We start from the raw sequence: 17,737 nt of genomic DNA on the forward strand, positions 1-17,737 counted from the left end.
ATCATGGTGAGATGAATCATGGTGAGATGAATCATGGTGAGATGAATCATGGTGAGATGAATCATGGTGAGATGAATCATGGTGAGATGAATATGCAAGGTGGAACAGCCCCTGCTGATGCACGTGATCCTCATGCCTACTCGGGCGGCTACACGTTGACCTCAGGTCCTTACGCGAGGTCAGGGGATCGGCAGCTACGTCTGGCCGACGAGCATCACTTCTCGGCATTGATCATCGACCAGTTCGAATGGGCGCAGCACGATGGTTCAACCTCCTCACGATTGGGTGGCGAATACTGGTATGGCACCACATGGGATCGGGCTGTGGTACAACTCGATGGCGAACACCAGCAAGGTGACACCGAGGCCGAGTTAGGCTTGTATTGGCGTCATGCGGTGACCGCTTTCTGGAATACCCAGCTTGGTGTGCGGTATGACACTACGCCAGAGCGGTCTCGGTACTGGGTCGGTGCCGGGTTTCAAGGGTTGGCTCCTTACTGGCTGGAGAGCCAGGCGATGGTGTTTGTGGGCGAGCAGGGCATTACCCGGTTGGAGCTGGAGACCGAATACGATCTGCTGCTGACCCAGCGCTGGATTCTCGGACTGGAAGGGAAATTAACAGCCGCTGGCAAACGAGATCCACAAGATACGTTTGCCCAAGGCCTGAATGACACACAGTTCAGTGGCCGCTTTCGTTATGAATTCAGCCGTCAGTTCGCACCGTATGTCGGGGTTGAACGTCGCCATGTTTATGGTGCAACGGCAGATATACTGGGTGAGTCTGCGGCCACAAAGTGGCTGCTGGGTGTGAAAGCCTGGTTTTAAATGTGTCTGGCTGGTTTGCCTGTGTCTGTGCTGGTTTGTGAATAGTCCACCGATGACCTTTGAACGTCATTGGCGCAATGTAGGATGATCTTTGGTGTGGCTGTGGTCTGGTAACAAATACTGCTTGCGGTGTTTTCCTGTTTACGGCTGTTTCTCGGTTTACGGCTATGCTGATAAATAGCCGATGTAGATTTCAGACCTCTGGTTGGCGCCGGATTTTTCAGGATTGACTATGACATTCCAGATCACAGCGAATGAATACCGACGGTTTCAAGATATGCTGGAGCAGTACAGTGGCATTGTGCTGGGAGACGGCAAGGATTATTTACTCAGCAGTCGCCTGAAGCAATTACTGGCCCAGCAGCAATTGGGCTCGATTACTGCGTTGCTGGATAGCCTCGACGGCGACCAGCGTTTGCAGGAAAAAGTCATCGAAGCCATGGCCACCCACGAAACACAGTGGTTTCGGGATGATTCCCCTTATCGGGTATTCCGCGAACGTTTGTTGCCAGAACTGGCGGCGTTACGTCGGCCGCTGAGGTTGTGGTCTGCGGCCTGTTCGTCGGGGCAGGAACCTTATTCATTGAGTATCGAAATCGAGGAATTTCGCCAGCGTTCACCGGGCCGTCTGGCGGTCGGGGAGCAGATTCTGGCGACGGATATTTCCCAGGCGGTGCTGACGCAGGCGAAGGACGGCGTTTATCCGTCATTGGCCATGACTCGCGGCATGCCGGAGCCATACTGGCGCCAGTATTTTCAGCCTCTGGCAGAAGGGCGCTGGCGGCTGGATTCGCGTATCAAGCAGCGGGTCGAGTTTCGCCAACACAATTTGCAGCATGGTTTTGACGGGCTGGGCCGCTTCGATGTGATTTATTGCCGCAATGTGCTGATTTATTTTGCAGCGAAGTTGCAGCTGGATTTGATCAAACGCCTGCATGGCAGCCTGAACCCGCAGGGTTATCTGGTGCTTGGGGTGTCCGAGCAGGTGCAGAATCTGAGGGAGTATTTCGAGACGGTGCCCTGCCACCCGGGGGTGATCTATCGGGCACGTTAATCGGTTGGTCAGGGGTTAGGCAATGACAAGGTCATATCATGCCAGTGCAAGCCACCGTGGTTGGAGGCGGACTCTGACTGGTAGATAAACCCGCAACGCTGGTAAAAACGGATGTGATGGCTGCGGCACATCAGGTGAATCCGTTGCTTGTGGAGACGGCGCATATGCTCAATGTAATTGAGGAGCAAGGTGCGGCCCCAGCCATGGCGTTGCCAGACCGGGTGAATCACCACCGACATCACAACGTTCTCCGGGCCTTCCGGGTCGTGGCCAAGCAACTGCTTGAAGTGTTCGTCGTCCATGGCTACCTTGAAGCAGCAACCGGAGTTTACAAAGCCAATGATGGCGCCAGCCAGCTCCAGTACCAGAAATCCTTGCGGATACTGCTCAATGCGCCGCTGGATGGTCTCCAGAGTGGCGGCTTCATCCCCTTCGTAAGCGCTGTGTTCAATGGCAAAACAGGCGCTGGCATCGGCCGCTTGTGCCAGTCGTATACGGTAATCGGTATGGACGTACATGGTGACTCCAGAAATCGACAATGGTCAGCTCAGCTGGCGATAAATTCTTTCCAGGCTTGCAGCAGCTCAATAAAGTCTTCCAGCCCGCAGCCTGTGGTCAGGTCGTAATCATGCAGGATCAGGTCCTCTTCCAGATCCAGGTCTTCGTCGTACAGCAGCGTGTTGGAGGCCAGATCGACTTCATGTTGGGTCATTTTCAGAATGGTTTCTTTGCCCTGCCAGCGATAATCCCGCAAACCACCGGATTGCAGTAATTCTGCAGTGGTGATCAGTGCGCGCAGGTGTTTCAGATCGTCGCCTATTTCGTCGGTTAGCCAGTGGCTAAGCAAAGAATGTTCTTCATCAAGACGGGCGACAGGCTTGTTGCCTTCAAACCAGAATTCGTAGTCCAAGGGGAAATCTCATATTGCGTGCAAGAGTGAAACATCAACACATTCAGGTTGCTGCAGCGTGATGGTCGCAACCCATCGGGCTTCACCAAAAACGCCGCTGGTCATGATCAGCGGCGTTTGGTATCAGTCTGACAACTCGGTACCGGGTTTAATGTCCAAGGGCCAACCGCCCAGATCCTTGTAGCGATTGACGATAAAACAGAACAGCTCAGCGGTTTTCCAGGTGTCGTAGGCGGCACTGTGGGCGGCGCTGTTGTCAAAATCGAGCCCGGCGGTCAGGCAGCTTTTGGCCAGTACGGTTTGTCCGAGTGAGATAGCCGCAATCGAAGCGGTATCAAAGGACGAAAACGGATGAAACGGGTCTCGCTTGATGTCGTTACGCTCAATTGCAGCACGCAAAAAGGCGTGATCAAAGTGCGCGTTATGGCCCACCAGTACCGCTCGATTGCAGCCGTAGTGTTTGATCTCACGACGAATCACCTGGAACATATTGGTCAGTACGTCGATTTCAAATTCGGCATCACGTTCAGGGTCGAACGGATCGATGCCGGTAAAATCGAGGGCTTCCTTTTCCAGGTTGGCACCGTCGAACGGATGCACTTCCGCTGCCAGCGTCTGGTCGGGGTGAATATAGCCTTCGTCGTCCATGCGCAGGGTGACCATGGCAATTTCGAGCAGGGCGTCGGTATCGGAATTAAATCCCCCGGTTTCCACATCCACGACCACGGGCAAAAAGCCGCGGAAGCGTTGGGCCATTGGGGTTTTTTCCTGCTTGTCGCCGTTTCCAGCGGGAGTTGTACTCATCCTAAGCCTTATCTTCAGGAGTTTTGCAGTTGCCAGCGCAGGGTTTCACCCGCACGCAATGGCACAATGATATCGTTGCCAAATGGCATCTCGCCAGGTACCTGCCACTCGGATTTCACCAGGGTGATGGTGTCTTCGTTGCGTGGCAGATTGTAAAAATCGGGGCCGTGATGGCTGGCAAAGCCTTCCAGGTTTTCCAGCACACCGAGGTCTTCAAAAATTTCGGCGTACAGTTCAATCGCAGCATAAGCGCTATAGCAACCGGCGCAACCACAGGCACTTTCTTTGGCGCCTCTGGCATGGGGAGCACTGTCGGTGCCGAGAAAAAACTGCGGGTTGCCAGAAACCACGGCGTCTTGCAGCGCTTGCTGGTGGATATTGCGTTTCAGTATCGGCAAACAATAAAAATGCGGCTTGATGCCACCAACCAGCATGTGATTACGATTATAGGCCAGATGCTGCACGGTAATGGTTGCGGCGACGTTATCGCCCTGGCTTTGCACAAACTCAGCCGCTTCTTTGGTGGTGATATGTTCCACCACCAGACTCAGGGCGCTGTGCTTGCTGGCCAGTGGGGCCAATACGGTGTCGAGAAAGGCTTTTTCGCGGTCAAATATATCCACATCGCTGTGGGTGACTTCGCCGTGTACCAGCAGCTTCATATCGTTTTCAGCCAGTGCCGCACAGACCTCGTCGAGCTTGCCCAGATCGGTCACACCGGAAGCCGAGTTGGTGGTTGCACCTGCCGGATACAGTTTGGCCGCGACAATATGACCTGCGGCTTTGGCGGCGCTGATCATGTCGGGGGTGGTGTTATCGGTCAGGTAAAGCACCATCAGAGGGTCAAAGTGGGAATCCCCGGCCTGGGCCAGAATACGCGCACGGTACGCCAGTGCCTGTTCAGCATCCATGACGGGCGGTTGCAGATTCGGCATGATGATCGCTCGTTTCATCACCCGGGCGGTAGCCGGTACCGTGTGTTGCAGTACCTCACCATCGCGAACGTGCAAATGCCAGTCGTCTGGGCGAGTGATCGTCAAGCGGTCGGTCATGAGGTTTCCTTCTGTGCATCTTGGTGATGTTGCCCAGCGTAACGGCTGGCAACCGAATTCCGGATTGGCAGAAGCCAGGCTGACAAACGAATCCGGCAGACATAAATATTAGCCCGGCATTGTAACGCAACCGTTTTTTTACTGCTTGGCTTTGTGGGTTCAACATCCTGCCGGGTTGTGTAGAGAGTCAGTGTTTTTTTATCAAGGTTTCATTCATCCGTGATGCCATCACATACAGCCCAATCAACCCGGTGGCGGCAATCAGCTGTGAGCACAATAACAGGCTGCCAACGGTGAGGATGGCGCTGATAGCCAGTGGTGCCGCTGCCTGGCCGGAATCGGACACCAGTTTCCAGACGCCCATAAAGCGGGCGCGGCCGGTGGTGGGGGCGAAGTCGGAGCCAAGTACCATCACCAGCCCGGCACTGACGCCGTTGGCAAAACCGATCAGCAGGGCACTGAGCAACAGGCCAAGGTAGCTGTCGGCCCAGCCGAGAGCGGCGAGACCACAGGCAAACAGCAGCAGACTGGGGGCAGCAGCGGCCTTGCGTCCCCAGCGATCCATAATGATGCCTGCCGGAATAAACATCAGGCTGTCCATCAGTGCAGCGGCGGCCACCACCAGACCGATTTCGGCCACCGACAGCCCAATGGCGTTACCCGCCAGGGGTAATAACACCACTCGGCCAGCACGCATGAATTGCAGTGAAATCATTGCCAGGCCGGCACTGAGAAACGCCTGACGGTGATCGGTCAGTACGTGCATGATGGCGACCAGGCTATGGGGGGTACGGTTTACCTCGGGTTCGCCACGGTCGGCGGATACCAGCACCACCAGTAATGACAGCAGGCACAGCAGTACCAGCACCACAAAGGTAGCCTGATAACCAAACTGCACGGCGGCCAGGCCGCCCAATGCCGGGCCGAGCAGGGAGCCAATCCGCATGGCGCCGGCCATCAGTGAAATTGCCCGGCCCCGCTGGTGCACCGGTGCGCGGCTGGTGACGTACGATTGTCGCCCGATTAAAGAAAACGACATGCCGATGCCAGCGATAACACCGCCCAGTCCCAGCAGCAGAGGTGTTTCGGTCAGTGTCATCAGGCTGTAGCCGATGACGTAGCCAGCGGCCCCGAGCATCAGGCAGGTTTTGTCACCCCAGCGCCCGGCGACGATACCGGCAGGAATATCGCCTGCCAGCTGGCCAATGCCGCGAGTGGCCATCATCAGGGCGGCGATGGCTGGACTGTAACCCAGCTCCAGCACGTACAGCGGTAACAGCACCAGAATGGCGGTTTGTGCCGTGGCGGTTAAAAAACCCGGCAGATAAACCGGCCAGAACAGGCTGGTAAGTAGCAGGCGCAGTGAGGGGGCGGGTGTTGTCACAAAAAGCTCTCGTTGAAAATCGCTCGAGAGTCTAACGGCGCGCTACTAAAGTATAAACCGCTGATTGGGCAACGGCTTGTTGCTCACCGCACAGCCGGTGAATGATGTGGTCACCGAGACAGGCTGCAAAAGCGCTTCCCACCGCTTACAATGGCTGCTTGTTCATTATCCGGTGTTTATCCTGACCATGCGTGATTTTCTGATTGCCCCTTCAATTCTTTCTGCTGATTTTGCCCGTCTGGGAGAGGATGTTGCCGCTGTGCTGGACGCCGGTGCCGACGTGGTTCACTTTGATGTGATGGATAACCATTACGTACCGAATCTGACGATTGGGCCGATGGTATGCAAGGCATTAAAAAAATATCTTGATAACCATGGCTATAAGGCACCGATAGACGTTCATTTGATGGTGTCGCCAGTGGATAGCCTGATCGCGGATTTTGCTGATGCCGGAGCCACTTATATTACGTTTCATCCGGAAGCGTCGGAACATATCGACCGCAGCCTGCAGTTGATCCAGTCGTTGGGCTGTAAGGCTGGTCTGGTGTTTAACCCGGCTACGCCATTACATTACCTCGATTATGTGATGGACAAGCTTGATGTGATCCTGCTGATGTCAGTCAACCCGGGGTTTGGTGGCCAGTCGTTTATTTCGGGTACACTGGATAAGCTGCGCCAGGTACGTCAGCGCATCGATGCGTCCGGGCTGGATATTCGTCTGGAAATCGATGGCGGCGTCAAGGTTGATAATATTCAGGAGATTGCCGAAGCCGGGGCCGATATGTTTGTTGCCGGGTCGGCGATTTTCAACCAGCCGGATTACCAAGCCGTGATTGACCAGATGCGTGCACAGCTGGCGGCCAGTGCTGTTTCGCCTTCTCGCAACGATTAAAATCCATCAAAAGGTATTGCTGATATGTCGATCTGGAGTGAACCGGTATTAACCTGTTTTTCGGCCCGTGAAAAAGCGGTTCCGCAAGCGCTGCTGTTTGATCTGGATGGCACCTTGATCGATAGCGTACCGGATCTTGCGGCGGCGATTGATCAAATGCTGGTGCAACTGGGCCAGGCTCCCGCCGGGGAGACACTGGTGGCAGAGTGGGTCGGTAATGGTGTCGATATGCTGGTACGCCGGGCCTTGTGCCAGGGGAATGACCTGCAGGCTCTGGCACTGGATGACGCCGATGTTGCTGCTGCCCAGGCCTTGTTTGATCCGTTTTATCTGGCTCACCTGAATGACGCCACTGGCGTTTATCCCGGCGTTACCAAGACTCTGACCACCCTGGCGGTACTGGGGATTCGTATGGCGCTGGTGACCAACAAGCCCCGAGCTTTTACCGAAGTGATACTGGATTCTCTCGGCTGGCAGCCGTACTTTGATGCTGTGGTGTGTGGTGATGACTTGCCGCAGCGCAAACCCGATCCGGCGCAGTTGTTGTACGCCTGTGAGTTGATGGCAGTCGAGCCACAGCAAACCATGATGGTGGGAGATTCCCGCAACGATATGTACGCTGGCAAAGCCGCCGGTTGTGTCACGGTGGCGGTACCCTATGGCTATAACCACGGCGAAAATATTGCCACCTGTCAGCCCAACCTGCTGATCCATTCTCTGGCTGAACTGATCGAACCGGCATAAACCGCACGGAATATACCGCCGCATCGGCCGCAACAGGGGGACGCAGTATGCATTGGATGGCATGGGTGATCAGTCTGGTTCTGCTGAGTGGAGCCACCCTGGCTGAGGTCAGTATCCGTTTGCCGCAACCGGACTGGTCCAGTATCCCGGTGGCGGCTTCTAACCACGCGTTTGAGGATGGATTGCATCCCTATCTGGATGCTGCCTATGGCATCAGTGCATTCGATTGGCCTGATGATAAAGACCAACCGGATGATGACGGTCAGGGGGCGGTGTTAGGGCGTTTTTTGCGGGTAGGCGGTGGTTACAGCTGGCATTCGATACTGTCGGTTGGCGCGGCTGCCTGGCTTTGGATGGGGGATGACGATGATCCGGACGACGAGAGCATGAATCCGGTCTATCAACAACACGGCGTGGCATTCAGTTGGGATGTGCGGGCGATGTTGCCGATCGGGTCCGGGTCTGGCCCCTGGCTGGGGTATGGCAACATCTGTTTGCGTACCCGGGCTGTACGGCTGGAGGCGGTTCACCGGGTATCGGGCTGTACGCCAATGTGGCAAGCCGGATTGACCTTGTCGGCGGGGTCGCAGGGGTATCCTGTGGCGTTGAATCTGGAATACGGCCGGGCAGATATTGATGATGTGCAGAGCTATGTCATCAGCGCCGGATTGAGAGGAATGTTCTGATGGATCGATTGACCCTGGCTGCGTTGTTTCCGTTTGAGTCCCAGATGGTGGGCAGTTACGTCTTGTTGGCGCTGTCTGGTTTGATCTCCGGTGTGCTGGTAACGGCACTGATCATGCGACATCGCTCCAGAACTGCGGCGAGCTTGATGCAACAGCAGTATGAACAGCGTATTTCCTTGCTGGAAACCGAGCTGAAAGAAACCGGTGTGGCATTGCATGCATCCCGCACAGAAGCCGCTCGCTGGCAGGAGCGTGGTAATGCTGCGGTGATGCAAAAGCAGGCGCTGGAAAGTGAACGCAAGGCGGCCCAGTCATTGTGGCAAAACCGCTTGGCCGATTTGCAGCAGCGTTTGAGTGAATGCCAGACAGAGTTGGCCAGCGAGCGTCAGGGGCGGAAAATGCAGCAACAGCATGCCGATGAAAAACTGGCCTTGCTGCAGCAGAACAAGGAGCAGCTGTTGCAGGAGTTTGAACAGTTGTCGCAAAAGATCTTCGAACAGAAACAGCAGCAGTTTACGCGTCAGAGCCAGCAAGGGCTGACCAGCTTGCTGACACCGTTTCGGGAGCAGCTCGATGGCTTGCGCAAAAAAGTCGAGGATGTGCACATCAGTGACACCCGTGACCGGGCTTCTCTGCAGGCGCAGATTGTGGAGTTGCACAAGCTCAACCAGCATATGTCAGCGGAAGCGCATGCACTGACGACGGCCTTGCGGGGTGAAACCAAAACCCAGGGCAACTGGGGAGAGATGGTGCTGGAAACCGTGCTTGAACGCTCCGGGTTGCGCAAGGGCGCTGAATATGTCCGTGAAGAAAGCCATCAGGACGACAGCGGCCAGCGTTATCGGCCGGATGTGATTATCCGCTTGCCGGAAGGCAAGCATATCGTGGTGGATTCCAAGGTATCGCTGAATGCCTATACCGATTATATCAATGCCGACTCCGAGCTGGAGCAGGCCGCGGCATTGAAGCGGCATATCGAATCGGTGCGTAATCACGTTCGCAGCCTCAGTGACAAGGCTTACCAGAATCTGAACGGATTGAATTCGCCGGATTTTGTGTTTCTGTTTATGCCGGTTGAACCCGCATTCATGCTGGCTTTTCAGCACGACGAAAGCCTGTTTAATACTGCCTTTGAACAAAAAATCGTGGTGGTAACGCCAACAACCTTACTGGCGACGTTACGTACCGTTGCCAGTTTGTGGGCGATTGAGCGACGTAACCAGAGCACGGAAAAACTGGCCGATCAGGCTGGCAAACTGTACGACAAGTTGGTGGTGGTGGTCGAGAAATTCGAGAAAGTCGGCAGCCAGCTGACAACGGTAAACAAGAGTTACGATGAGGCCTGGAACTCGCTGAAATCTGGCCGGGGCAATTTGCTCAGTCAGGCCGACAGCTTCCGCAAGCAGGGGGTGCGGGTCAAAAAGGCCCTGGCCAAAAACCTGGTGGATGATGCCAATGCCGAAGCGGAATTACACGAATCACTGGCAACACCACCGTAGGGCCTGGCTGTGTCCTCGGCCGTTGATCCTGCTTTTCTGCGGCCGCTGCCCCGGTTTTTTGTCCGTGCCGTTGCGTCCCTGCTCCTGTTGATAAACGGCTGATTATTGGCTGGTTTCTCCGCCCCGGTTGTCGCTGTGATACCATGGCGATTTGTGATTGCCAGCGTCTGCCAAGACGAACTGGCCCTGATAAGTGACCAGAGACAGCCGTATGAACGAGCGTGACGACCTCTACCAGACTCGTGAATCCCGCAGTGCCGATTTCCGTTTTGATGACGCCGTTGCACGGATATTCCCCGATATGATCAAGCGTTCCGTCCCCGGCTATGCCGAGACGGTTGCCATGTCTGGCATTATTGCCGGACGTTACGCTCAGGATAATACGCATCTGTATGACCTTGGGTGCTCGCTGGGTGCGGTGACACTGGCGATGCGTCACGGGGTCCGTGCCCAGGGGTGCCAGATTATCGGGGTGGATAACTCGGCGGCGATGCTGGAACGCGCTGCTCACTATATCGCTCTCGATGATCACTCCCTGGCGGGTGATTCGGCGGCGGTGGAATTATTGCAGGCTGATATCTGTTCATTGGCGCTGGAAACAACATCGGTGACGGCGCTGAATTATGTGTTGCAGTTTATCGCCCTCGATCAGCGTCTCGATTTGCTGACCCGTATTGCAGAAGCCACTGTGCCGGGTGGGGCGCTGATCCTGTCGGAAAAAATCTGCTTTGATGAGGCTGAACAGCCGGTGCAGGATGCCTTGCACTGGGATTTCAAGCGCGCCAATGGCTACAGTGAAATGGAAATCGCACGCAAACGTACGGCGATTGAGAATTATCTGATTCCAGAACGCGAAGAGGTGCACCGCCAGCGCCTGTTGGCGGCTGGATTCCGTCAGGTAACCCGCTGGTATCAATGTTTTAATTTTGTTTCATTTCTGGCGGTGCGCTAATACCGTTAACGCACGTTGGTTTTTGTTCCCTTCTTTTTTGAGTCTGCTTCATGCCCGTTGATGTTTCTCCTCTGTTTGCTGATCTGGATGCTGCTGACGCAGCGACCCTGTTGCCGCTGTTTGATGACGTGCTGAAGGCGATGCGCGAGGAGGGCAGCCGGATGGGCCGCTGGGCCGATGTCTTGCCCGGTCAGTTACAGGATTTGCTGGTTACTCGGGAACATGGCGATCAGTCCCGTTGGGTGGACGCCTTGCGTTTGTTGCCATCACTGACGGCGCTTGATTGTGATCTCAATGCCGATGATCTGGCGATTACCAGTGCTGCTTGTACTGCGACACAGGCGCAAGCGATTGAAGCCGGGCTGAGGGGGCTGATGCCGTGGCGCAAAGGGCCGTTTCGGATTGTTGATAGCCATATTGATACTGAATGGCGCTCCGACTGGAAGTGGCAACGGTTGGCGCCTCACCTGTCGGATCTGACCGGGCGTACGGTTCTGGATGTTGGCTGCGGCTCGGGCTATCACCTCTGGCGCATGCTGGGTGCCGGTGCGTTCCGGGTGCTGGGAGTGGATCCTTCGCGGCTGTTTCTGATGCAGTTCCAGGCCATCAAGCGCTATGTCGCCGCAGCACAGGGCGTGGCTCCCCGCGCAGACCTGTTGCCGTTCAAAATGGAAGATGTCCCTGCTAACCTGAAAGCCTTTGATACTGTGTTTTCGATGGGGGTGTTGTATCACCGCAAATCGCCGATTGAACATCTGGAAGAGCTGCGCGGGGCATTAAAACCCGGTGGTGAGCTGGTGCTGGAAACGCTGGTGATTGATGGTGTTCAGGGGGAAGTGCTGATGCCGGAAGATCGCTACGCCATGATGCGGAATGTCTGGTTTATTCCAACGGTTGAGACCTTGTTGTTGTGGTGTCGGCGTACGGGTTTCCGTAATGCTCGCGTGGTGGATCTGAACCGGACCTCGCTGGATGAGCAGCGCACGACCGATTGGATGCGCTATAACTCGCTGGTGGATTTTCTGGACCCGGAAGATATATCAAAAACCGCTGAGGGGTATCCCGCTCCGTTGCGGGCGGTGATTATCGCTGAAGCATAAAAGGCTGGGGCTGGGGACGAGGTGAGTGATATCGATTGCCGACAGTATCCCGCACTCCAGGCCCATACTCCATGCTCACGCCCAAGCTACTCTCCAGACTTATCGGGAAGTCCTATCGGGGGAAGTACAGTAAGCAACGACGTATTTACTGCTCCGCTGGCGGGTTGACCGCAGGGCTGACAGGGTCCCGTTCTGCGGTGGCCGCTTCTTGCATTTGCTGCCCGGATTTTACGCCCAGCACCTTGCCTTCGGTATCGGTGATCAGCCAGTTGCCGGTTAATCCGATGGTCAGTCTCACGGTGTCGTTAAACTCGAACAGGCCTGCCGGTGCCCGGCTGTGGAGAAAATCCATAAAACCGCCATCGGTGATGGGATGCAGTTCTTCGGCCGTCAGATGCTGGTAATTTTCAGGGCCAAAGATCGAGCCACCGCTGTTGGGCAAATAATAAAATACCTGGTTATCACTGGTCTGAATGGCTTTTAACGTGTCGCTGTTCAGGGTCTGGGCATAGAGTATTTCATAACCTTGCGGCGGGAAGGCAACGTACAGCGCTACCGGACGGGTTGTGTGGACGGTATAGACGCCCGCAATCAGTGCAGCCAGTTGCACCACAGCAATGATACTGAGATCCATCTTCAAACTTTTTTTCGCTGGATTGAATACCAGCAAGGTCAGTGTCGGCCCCAGTACCAGATCAACCCCGGCAATCATCAGCAGTGCCTGATGCCAGCCTTGATCGGCTTCGCTGAGAATGCCGGGATACCAGACACCAAATACCAGTGCCACCAGAATAAAAAACAACACCAGGCTAATGCCAAAGTGGGCAGCAAAGGCCTGATAACGATTCCATGAGGTCAGATGCATAAAAGTCCCCTTTATATAAAGATTCGTTATAGATTTTTTGTGATCAACCGTCTGTGACCAATGCCATGTCAGAGTGTAATACGCATGGATAAGTCAATCGCTTTACAATCCTTGGTCAGTGCACCGATAGAAATATAATCGACACCGGTGCGTGCGTAAGGCAGCAGGGTGGCATCGGTAATGCCGCCTGACGCCTCCAGTTTGACCGGGCCAGCAGGACGGTGAGTGGTGGCAGCACGGGCGTGTTGTACGGCGATGGTCATTTCTGCAGGAGTGAAATTATCCAGCATGATGATGTCGGCATCGGCGTTGATGGCTTCATCCAGTTGGGTCATGGATTCCACTTCTACCTCGACGGGTTTACCCGGGGCAATGTCACGGGCTGCGGCAACGGCCTGAGCAATACCACCGCAAGCCATTATATGATTTTCCTTGATCAGAAAGGCATCGTACAAGCCTGTACGGTGGTTAAAACAGCCACCGACGCTGACAGCGTATTTCTGTGCGATACGCAAGCCGGGCAGGGTTTTCCGTGTGTCGAGCAATTTGACCTGGGTGCCCGTGACCCGATCGGCATACTGTCGACACAATGTGGCGGTAGCGGACAGGGTTTGCAGAAAATTCAGCGCACAGCGCTCGCCGGTCAACAGGCTGCGGGATGATCCCGACAATTCAAACAGTACCTGATCAGGCCGTACCCATTCACCTTCGGATACACGCCAGATAACCTGAACGTTTGGATCCAGTTGACGGAAGACTTCATCAACCCAGGCTTTGCCGGCGATGATGGCTCGTTCGCGGCTGATAATACGGGCGTGGGAGCGTTGCTGTACCGGGATCAGGCGGGCCGTAATATCCCCACTGCCGACATCTTCGGCGAGGGCGGTGGCAACGGCGGTGGCAATATCGGCAGCGTGTAGGCTCAGGTTCATGGTATGGCTCTTGATACGAATTGTAGGACGGATAACAGATACAAGGTGTTGTGCCCCTCCGGGCGACCGGGTCGTCTCTGGGTCGCGGGTCATGATGGCAGGTCACGGTGGCGGTGAATATTACACGGAACGCGGCGTTGGTGCATGGCGACTCGCAACACCGGGACCAGCAGCAGTTCTGGCTGCAACAGTGCCAGCCACGACGCTGGCAAGGGTATCTGCAAGAATGCTGACTCTGTCTAACGGGGTTGTATAACAGATACGGTGTATTATAAACGCTGAATAAACATAAAAAGCGGGGAAAACCGTTGATTCTGGATGTACAAGACGGGCGTTTGCCCGATGCGCTTTGGGTGCCATCCCCCAACTTTGGCCCGCGTCCGCCAGAGGCGGTTGTGTCTTTGCTGGTGATTCATAACATCAGTTTGCCTCCAGGTCAGTTTGGCACGGGGTGTGTGCCGCGATTTTTCACTAATCAGCTGGCTGCGGATGAGCATCCCTATTTTGCGGGCATTGCCGATTTGAAGGTCTCCAGTCATTTTCTGATCGAGCGGGACGGTACGCTTTACCAGTTTGTGAATGGTAATGACCGTGCCTGGCACGCTGGCGCTTCATGTTACAAAGGTCGACCAGACTGTAATGATTATTCTGTTGGTATCGAGCTGGAAGGCTGTGATGACACACCGTACTCTGATATGCAATATCAGGTACTGGCGCAGGTAACGATGGCTCTGCGTCGCTATTACCCCATGATTGGCAACCGTATAGCAGGTCATAACGAGATTGCACCAGGTCGCAAGACGGACCCGGGTGCGGCATTTGACTGGCCGCGCTACCTGAATTCCCTGAAACCAGATGAGTATGTCTTATGAAATTTCTGATTTTGTTTATTGCGCTGTTGCTGCAGCAACAGTTGCCTCGGGCTCGTCGCTGGGGGCAGGGAGACCTGTATGGTCGCTGGTTGGGGCTGTGGCAACGTTGGGCGGGGTTTGAACGTCAGGGTGCTCGCACGCGGTTTCTGCTATTGGTCATTCTGCCCAGTATTCTGGTGACCTTGTTGTTTATCTGGCTGGAGTCGTTTGCCTGGGGGTTGCTGGCAGCGATTGCAGAAATCGGCTTGTTATTACTGGTCTTGTTTCAGGCCAATGTTGGCGGTGGCCTGAAACGCTACCGCGAACATCTGGCTCATGGTGATGTGCAGGGTGCGTTTCTCTGTGCGGAAGAAACGGTTTCCGTGCCTGGGGTCGGTTTATCAGCGGATGCAGAAAGTCTGAATGCCCAGGTGTTGCATACTGTGCAATACCGTTGGTTCGAGTATTTTTTTCTGATGGTTTTCTGGTACATGTTCGCCGATGTAGGAGGCGTGGTGCTGGCCTGGCTGACACTGCATTTTGTTCGTGCCCAGGAAGCCGCCGCACTCATGGCGGAGGATGACGTACCTCAAACGACGGCAGCGGATTGTCAGCAAGGTGAGGAATCAGAGGGGCAGACTGCTTGTATTGCGCGCTGGTGCTTGCATTGGCTGGAGTGGGCGCCTGCCCGGTTGCTGGGACTAACGTATTGTCTGGCCGGTAATATGACCGTGGCATTACCGGTATGGCGACAACTGTTGTGGAAAACGGCTATCGACAGTCAGCAAGTGCTGGCGGATGTGGCGAGCGCAGCGTTGTCTTTCAGTCATGATGGGAAGCGTTGCTGGCACAGCGCCGCAGCGGATTGTGCTGCGGCAGCTGCAGAAGTGGACGAATGGCAACGGCTGCATTTTCGTAGCATGTCTGTCTGGATGGTGGGGATTGCCGTGGCAACGATCGGAGGCTGGTTACTTTGACGATGTCATCGTATCGTCAGAACAAGTGCCTAAGCTTATTGTCGGTGGCTTGGCAAGTTGCCCTGACGAGTGACGGGTTTATGATCCCATTGGTTTGGAAGTAGTGGTTTGATAGCTTCTGATCATATTGTCCAGGGTGGTACAAGGGGCTTTTATCCGACATCCGGCGCGGTACAGACTGGGTGTGAGAGGCCTGCTCCAGACAACTTCAGCCTGGCAAAAGCCGGTGCGGTGTAGATCGAGGTCTGGCCGGATATCGACAAGCTCCAAGCTCAGTTCGGTACCGGGGGGAATGGGTTCGTAGGTTGAGATCATCAACCCGTTATCAGAGCAGTTCAGCAGTAAGCCAAGATAAGACAGGTCGTTTTGTTGAAAAACGCTGACGCTGGATGATACGTCGACTCTTGGGGTATGACGTTGTTCGGCTGGTCCGTTCATGCAAAACCTCCTTCACAGAGTGATATAACAGCCTAAAGGGGACATCTATTTAATCCTGCACGGCTCTGCGCGAGTGTTGCCGTTGTTCAGAGCAAGGCGACGAATGCAGCGAAATGACGAGTCCTTTTCAAATTCGTCAACACCGCACTGGATGGCGGCAACCCGCGCCCTTCGGGGGCTGCCGGATGATCTCGACTCGGTGTCGCCGACGTTTGACTTGACCCGTCAGGCCTGCAAGTCGGCTTCGTGATTCGAAACCATCCGGTAGCCCAGAGTGAGCACCGGATTAAATAGATGTCCCCTAAAGACTGCTTTTAAACCTGTGAGGAGGTCAAGACTAACAGTTGGATCAATAAGATATATCAGATACGTTTTTGATTAGTACATGCTCTTGATCATATCAATACTGGGTTTGAGAGTACGACGCCAGGTTGCTTCCAGCTCTGGTGAAAACTGAGGGTCATGACGAGCCAGGGTTTCCATCAAGGCATCCAGCCAGAGGCTGTAATACATCGGGTTGATATTCATTTCAGCACGGCTGTGGCTCTTTCCCAGCGCCCGGATTTTGGTGTCTGACATGCCACGGGAATGCATCACCAGCCACAAGATGCCACTACGCAGCAAGGCGCGTTGGGCTTCCATGTTGGTGTTTTTGAAGATCTCCCGAATGTCGTGTGACTTGCCAATGAATATGTCATAAAAGTCTTCAAAGAAGATAATGTTGTTGCAGCTACGGCCGTAGCTTTGAAACACGATGTCCGCATCGCTCATATATAAAACTCCTAGGTGTCTGCGCTACCTGGCTGCCCGCACTCGGATTCGAGTGCAGGTTTTCTGTTGAGATGCTTCTCTATGTGGAAGCTTTTGGGGTCTGTATAGGAACGGCGACACTCGAAACGACTACTTAACGCTTTCTCCTGATAGCATTCCTTTGATCTTATTATCAGTATTGAGGCCACCAGACTCCGCTGGCGCTTGTCAGGCAGTGGCCCGCGCTGCTGACAAATCAATAGTTGCGTCGATAAATCGTCTTACAGACCGCAAGACTAAATCCGAAGCCGGGATCATAAAAGAACTTTTAGAATGGATAAAGTAACAAATAATTTCCACAAACAACTTGTTTTTCAAGTTGAAATAAGCAGGGGGTGTTGTTTGGTAGGTATTACGTGACAATTGTGACTCTGGATTAAAAATGACAATGTTTTGATTGGTATACCGATGTGTTTGTTGTCTGGAAAGTGGCCCGCCGGTACACACCAGCAGGCCGTATCGTTTGAAACACCTGATCAGAGTATCAGTCTTCCAGCAGTGAACGTAACATCCAGGCCGTTTGTTCATGCACGGTCAGACGTTGGGTTAACAGATCAGCTGTTGGCTCATCGTTGGCGGCACCAACCAGTTCATACAGGCTTCTGGCGGTACGGGCAGCAGATTCATGACCCTGAGCCAGAATGGCTACCATCTCCATCGCTTTGGGTGGAACAGCCGGAGCGTCCGGCAGTGAGGCCAGTTCGGCAAACTGGGCATAAGACCCTGGAGCCGCATGACCGAGAGAGCGGATACGCTCCGCGATAGGATCAACGGCATTCCAGAGTTCGGTGTATTGCGTCATGAACATCACATGCAGGCTGTTGAACATTGGCCCGGTGACATTCCAGTGAAAGTTGTGAGTGGTCAAGTACAGAGTGTACGTGTCAGCCAGTAATCGTCCCAAACCTTCTGAAATGGCCTGACGATCGCTGTCACTGATGCCAATATTGATGCTCATAATGT

The 17,737-nt window shown here is 54.5% G+C and carries 20 protein-coding genes; 10 read left to right on the forward strand and 10 right to left on the reverse strand.

The genetic code is table 11. The annotated features are described in order from the left end of the window. On the forward strand, positions 1–824 hold an 824-nt coding region (locus tag Q8W32_RS10845; RefSeq protein ID WP_305414916.1), incomplete at its 5' end, for a copper resistance protein B. A gap of 232 nt (positions 825–1,056) precedes the next feature. Then, positions 1,057–1,878 carry a protein-glutamate O-methyltransferase CheR gene (locus Q8W32_RS10850; RefSeq protein WP_305414917.1) on the forward strand — a complete coding sequence of 274 codons (822 nt, stop codon included), beginning with the start codon at positions 1,057–1,059 and terminating at the stop codon, positions 1,876–1,878. A gap of 8 nt (positions 1,879–1,886) precedes the next feature. Here Q8W32_RS10850 and Q8W32_RS10855 read toward each other — a convergent pair whose 3' ends face one another. The 5 genes from Q8W32_RS10855 to Q8W32_RS10875 form a co-directional block, all read right to left on the reverse strand. Further along, a complete protein-coding gene (locus Q8W32_RS10855; protein WP_303432379.1) occupies positions 1,887–2,396 on the reverse strand; it encodes a GNAT family N-acetyltransferase in 510 nt (169 codons plus the stop codon). 29 nt (positions 2,397–2,425) lie between these two features. Continuing rightward, positions 2,426–2,788: a YacL family protein gene (locus Q8W32_RS10860; protein WP_303432377.1), complete on the reverse strand. Its 363-nt coding sequence runs from the start codon at positions 2,786–2,788 to the stop codon at positions 2,426–2,428. A gap of 123 nt (positions 2,789–2,911) precedes the next feature. Next, on the reverse strand, positions 2,912–3,592 hold the full coding sequence (gene rnt / locus Q8W32_RS10865; RefSeq protein WP_303432375.1) for a ribonuclease T: 681 nt from the start codon (positions 3,590–3,592) through the stop codon (positions 2,912–2,914). A 14-nt stretch (positions 3,593–3,606) separates the two neighbouring features. Beyond that, positions 3,607–4,644: a dihydroorotase gene (gene pyrC, locus Q8W32_RS10870; RefSeq protein WP_305414919.1), complete on the reverse strand. Its 1,038-nt coding sequence runs from the start codon at positions 4,642–4,644 to the stop codon at positions 3,607–3,609. A 187-nt stretch (positions 4,645–4,831) separates the two neighbouring features. Then, on the reverse strand, positions 4,832–6,028 hold the full coding sequence (locus tag Q8W32_RS10875) for an MFS transporter (protein ID WP_303432370.1): 1,197 nt from the start codon (positions 6,026–6,028) through the stop codon (positions 4,832–4,834). 187 nt (positions 6,029–6,215) lie between these two features. Between Q8W32_RS10875 and rpe the strand changes: the two genes are divergently transcribed. The 6 genes from rpe (at position 6,216) to cmoB (ending at position 11,901) form a co-directional block, all read left to right on the forward strand. After that, the gene (gene rpe / locus Q8W32_RS10880; protein ID WP_305415013.1) at positions 6,216–6,920 is read left to right on the forward strand and encodes a ribulose-phosphate 3-epimerase; all 705 of its coding nucleotides are present in this window, start codon (positions 6,216–6,218) and stop codon (positions 6,918–6,920) included. A gap of 24 nt (positions 6,921–6,944) precedes the next feature. Continuing rightward, entirely contained in the window at positions 6,945–7,664 is a 720-nt protein-coding gene (locus Q8W32_RS10885) for a phosphoglycolate phosphatase (protein WP_303432368.1), read from the forward strand. Positions 7,665–7,711: 47 nt separating this feature from the next. Next, positions 7,712–8,350 carry a hypothetical protein gene (locus Q8W32_RS10890; protein ID WP_305414921.1) on the forward strand — a complete coding sequence of 213 codons (639 nt, stop codon included), beginning with the start codon at positions 7,712–7,714 and terminating at the stop codon, positions 8,348–8,350. Next, positions 8,350–9,849, forward strand: coding sequence for a DNA recombination protein RmuC (gene rmuC / locus Q8W32_RS10895; RefSeq protein ID WP_305414923.1), 1,500 nt, complete (start codon positions 8,350–8,352; stop codon positions 9,847–9,849). The genes Q8W32_RS10890 and rmuC overlap by 1 nt, the downstream gene beginning before the upstream one ends. A 211-nt stretch (positions 9,850–10,060) precedes the next feature. After that, on the forward strand, positions 10,061–10,801 hold the full coding sequence (gene cmoA / locus Q8W32_RS10900; protein WP_303432362.1) for a carboxy-S-adenosyl-L-methionine synthase CmoA: 741 nt from the start codon (positions 10,061–10,063) through the stop codon (positions 10,799–10,801). Between the two features lie 50 nt (positions 10,802–10,851). Continuing rightward, positions 10,852–11,901, forward strand: coding sequence for a tRNA 5-methoxyuridine(34)/uridine 5-oxyacetic acid(34) synthase CmoB (cmoB, locus tag Q8W32_RS10905; RefSeq protein WP_305414926.1), 1,050 nt, complete (start codon positions 10,852–10,854; stop codon positions 11,899–11,901). A 145-nt stretch (positions 11,902–12,046) separates the two neighbouring features. On the opposite strand, the gene Q8W32_RS10910 is transcribed toward cmoB, so the two are convergent. Both Q8W32_RS10910 and nadC read right to left on the reverse strand, forming a co-directional pair. After that, complete coding sequence (locus Q8W32_RS10910; protein WP_303432359.1) at positions 12,047–12,766, reverse strand: hypothetical protein; 720 nt, start codon at positions 12,764–12,766, stop codon at positions 12,047–12,049. A 68-nt stretch (positions 12,767–12,834) separates the two neighbouring features. Further along, entirely contained in the window at positions 12,835–13,698 is an 864-nt protein-coding gene (nadC, locus tag Q8W32_RS10915; RefSeq protein ID WP_305414928.1) for a carboxylating nicotinate-nucleotide diphosphorylase, read from the reverse strand. 308 nt (positions 13,699–14,006) lie between these two features. On the opposite strand from nadC, the gene ampD reads away from it, so the two are divergent. Together ampD and ampE are read left to right on the forward strand one after the other, a co-directional pair. Next, entirely contained in the window at positions 14,007–14,570 is a 564-nt protein-coding gene (gene ampD, locus Q8W32_RS10920) for a 1,6-anhydro-N-acetylmuramyl-L-alanine amidase AmpD (RefSeq protein WP_370693293.1), read from the forward strand. Continuing rightward, positions 14,567–15,526: a regulatory signaling modulator protein AmpE gene (gene ampE / locus Q8W32_RS10925; protein ID WP_303432356.1), complete on the forward strand. Its 960-nt coding sequence runs from the start codon at positions 14,567–14,569 to the stop codon at positions 15,524–15,526. The genes ampD and ampE overlap by 4 nt, the downstream gene beginning before the upstream one ends. Positions 15,527–15,604: 78 nt before the next feature. Here ampE and Q8W32_RS16615 read toward each other — a convergent pair whose 3' ends face one another. The 3 genes from Q8W32_RS16615 to Q8W32_RS10935 form a co-directional block, all read right to left on the reverse strand. Then, positions 15,605–15,964, reverse strand: coding sequence for a PilZ domain-containing protein (locus Q8W32_RS16615; protein ID WP_303432355.1), 360 nt, complete (start codon positions 15,962–15,964; stop codon positions 15,605–15,607). 378 nt (positions 15,965–16,342) lie between these two features. Then, positions 16,343–16,735, reverse strand: a complete 393-nt coding sequence (locus Q8W32_RS10930; protein ID WP_305414929.1) for a globin — start codon at positions 16,733–16,735, stop codon at positions 16,343–16,345. A gap of 523 nt (positions 16,736–17,258) precedes the next feature. After that, positions 17,259–17,732: a Dps family protein gene (locus Q8W32_RS10935; protein WP_303434834.1), complete on the reverse strand. Its 474-nt coding sequence runs from the start codon at positions 17,730–17,732 to the stop codon at positions 17,259–17,261. Positions 17,733–17,737 lie beyond the last annotated feature (5 nt).

The organism is Oceanobacter sp. 3_MG-2023 (genome assembly GCF_030688925.1).
Classification (GTDB): Bacteria; Pseudomonadota; Gammaproteobacteria; order Pseudomonadales; family Oceanobacteraceae; genus Oceanobacter.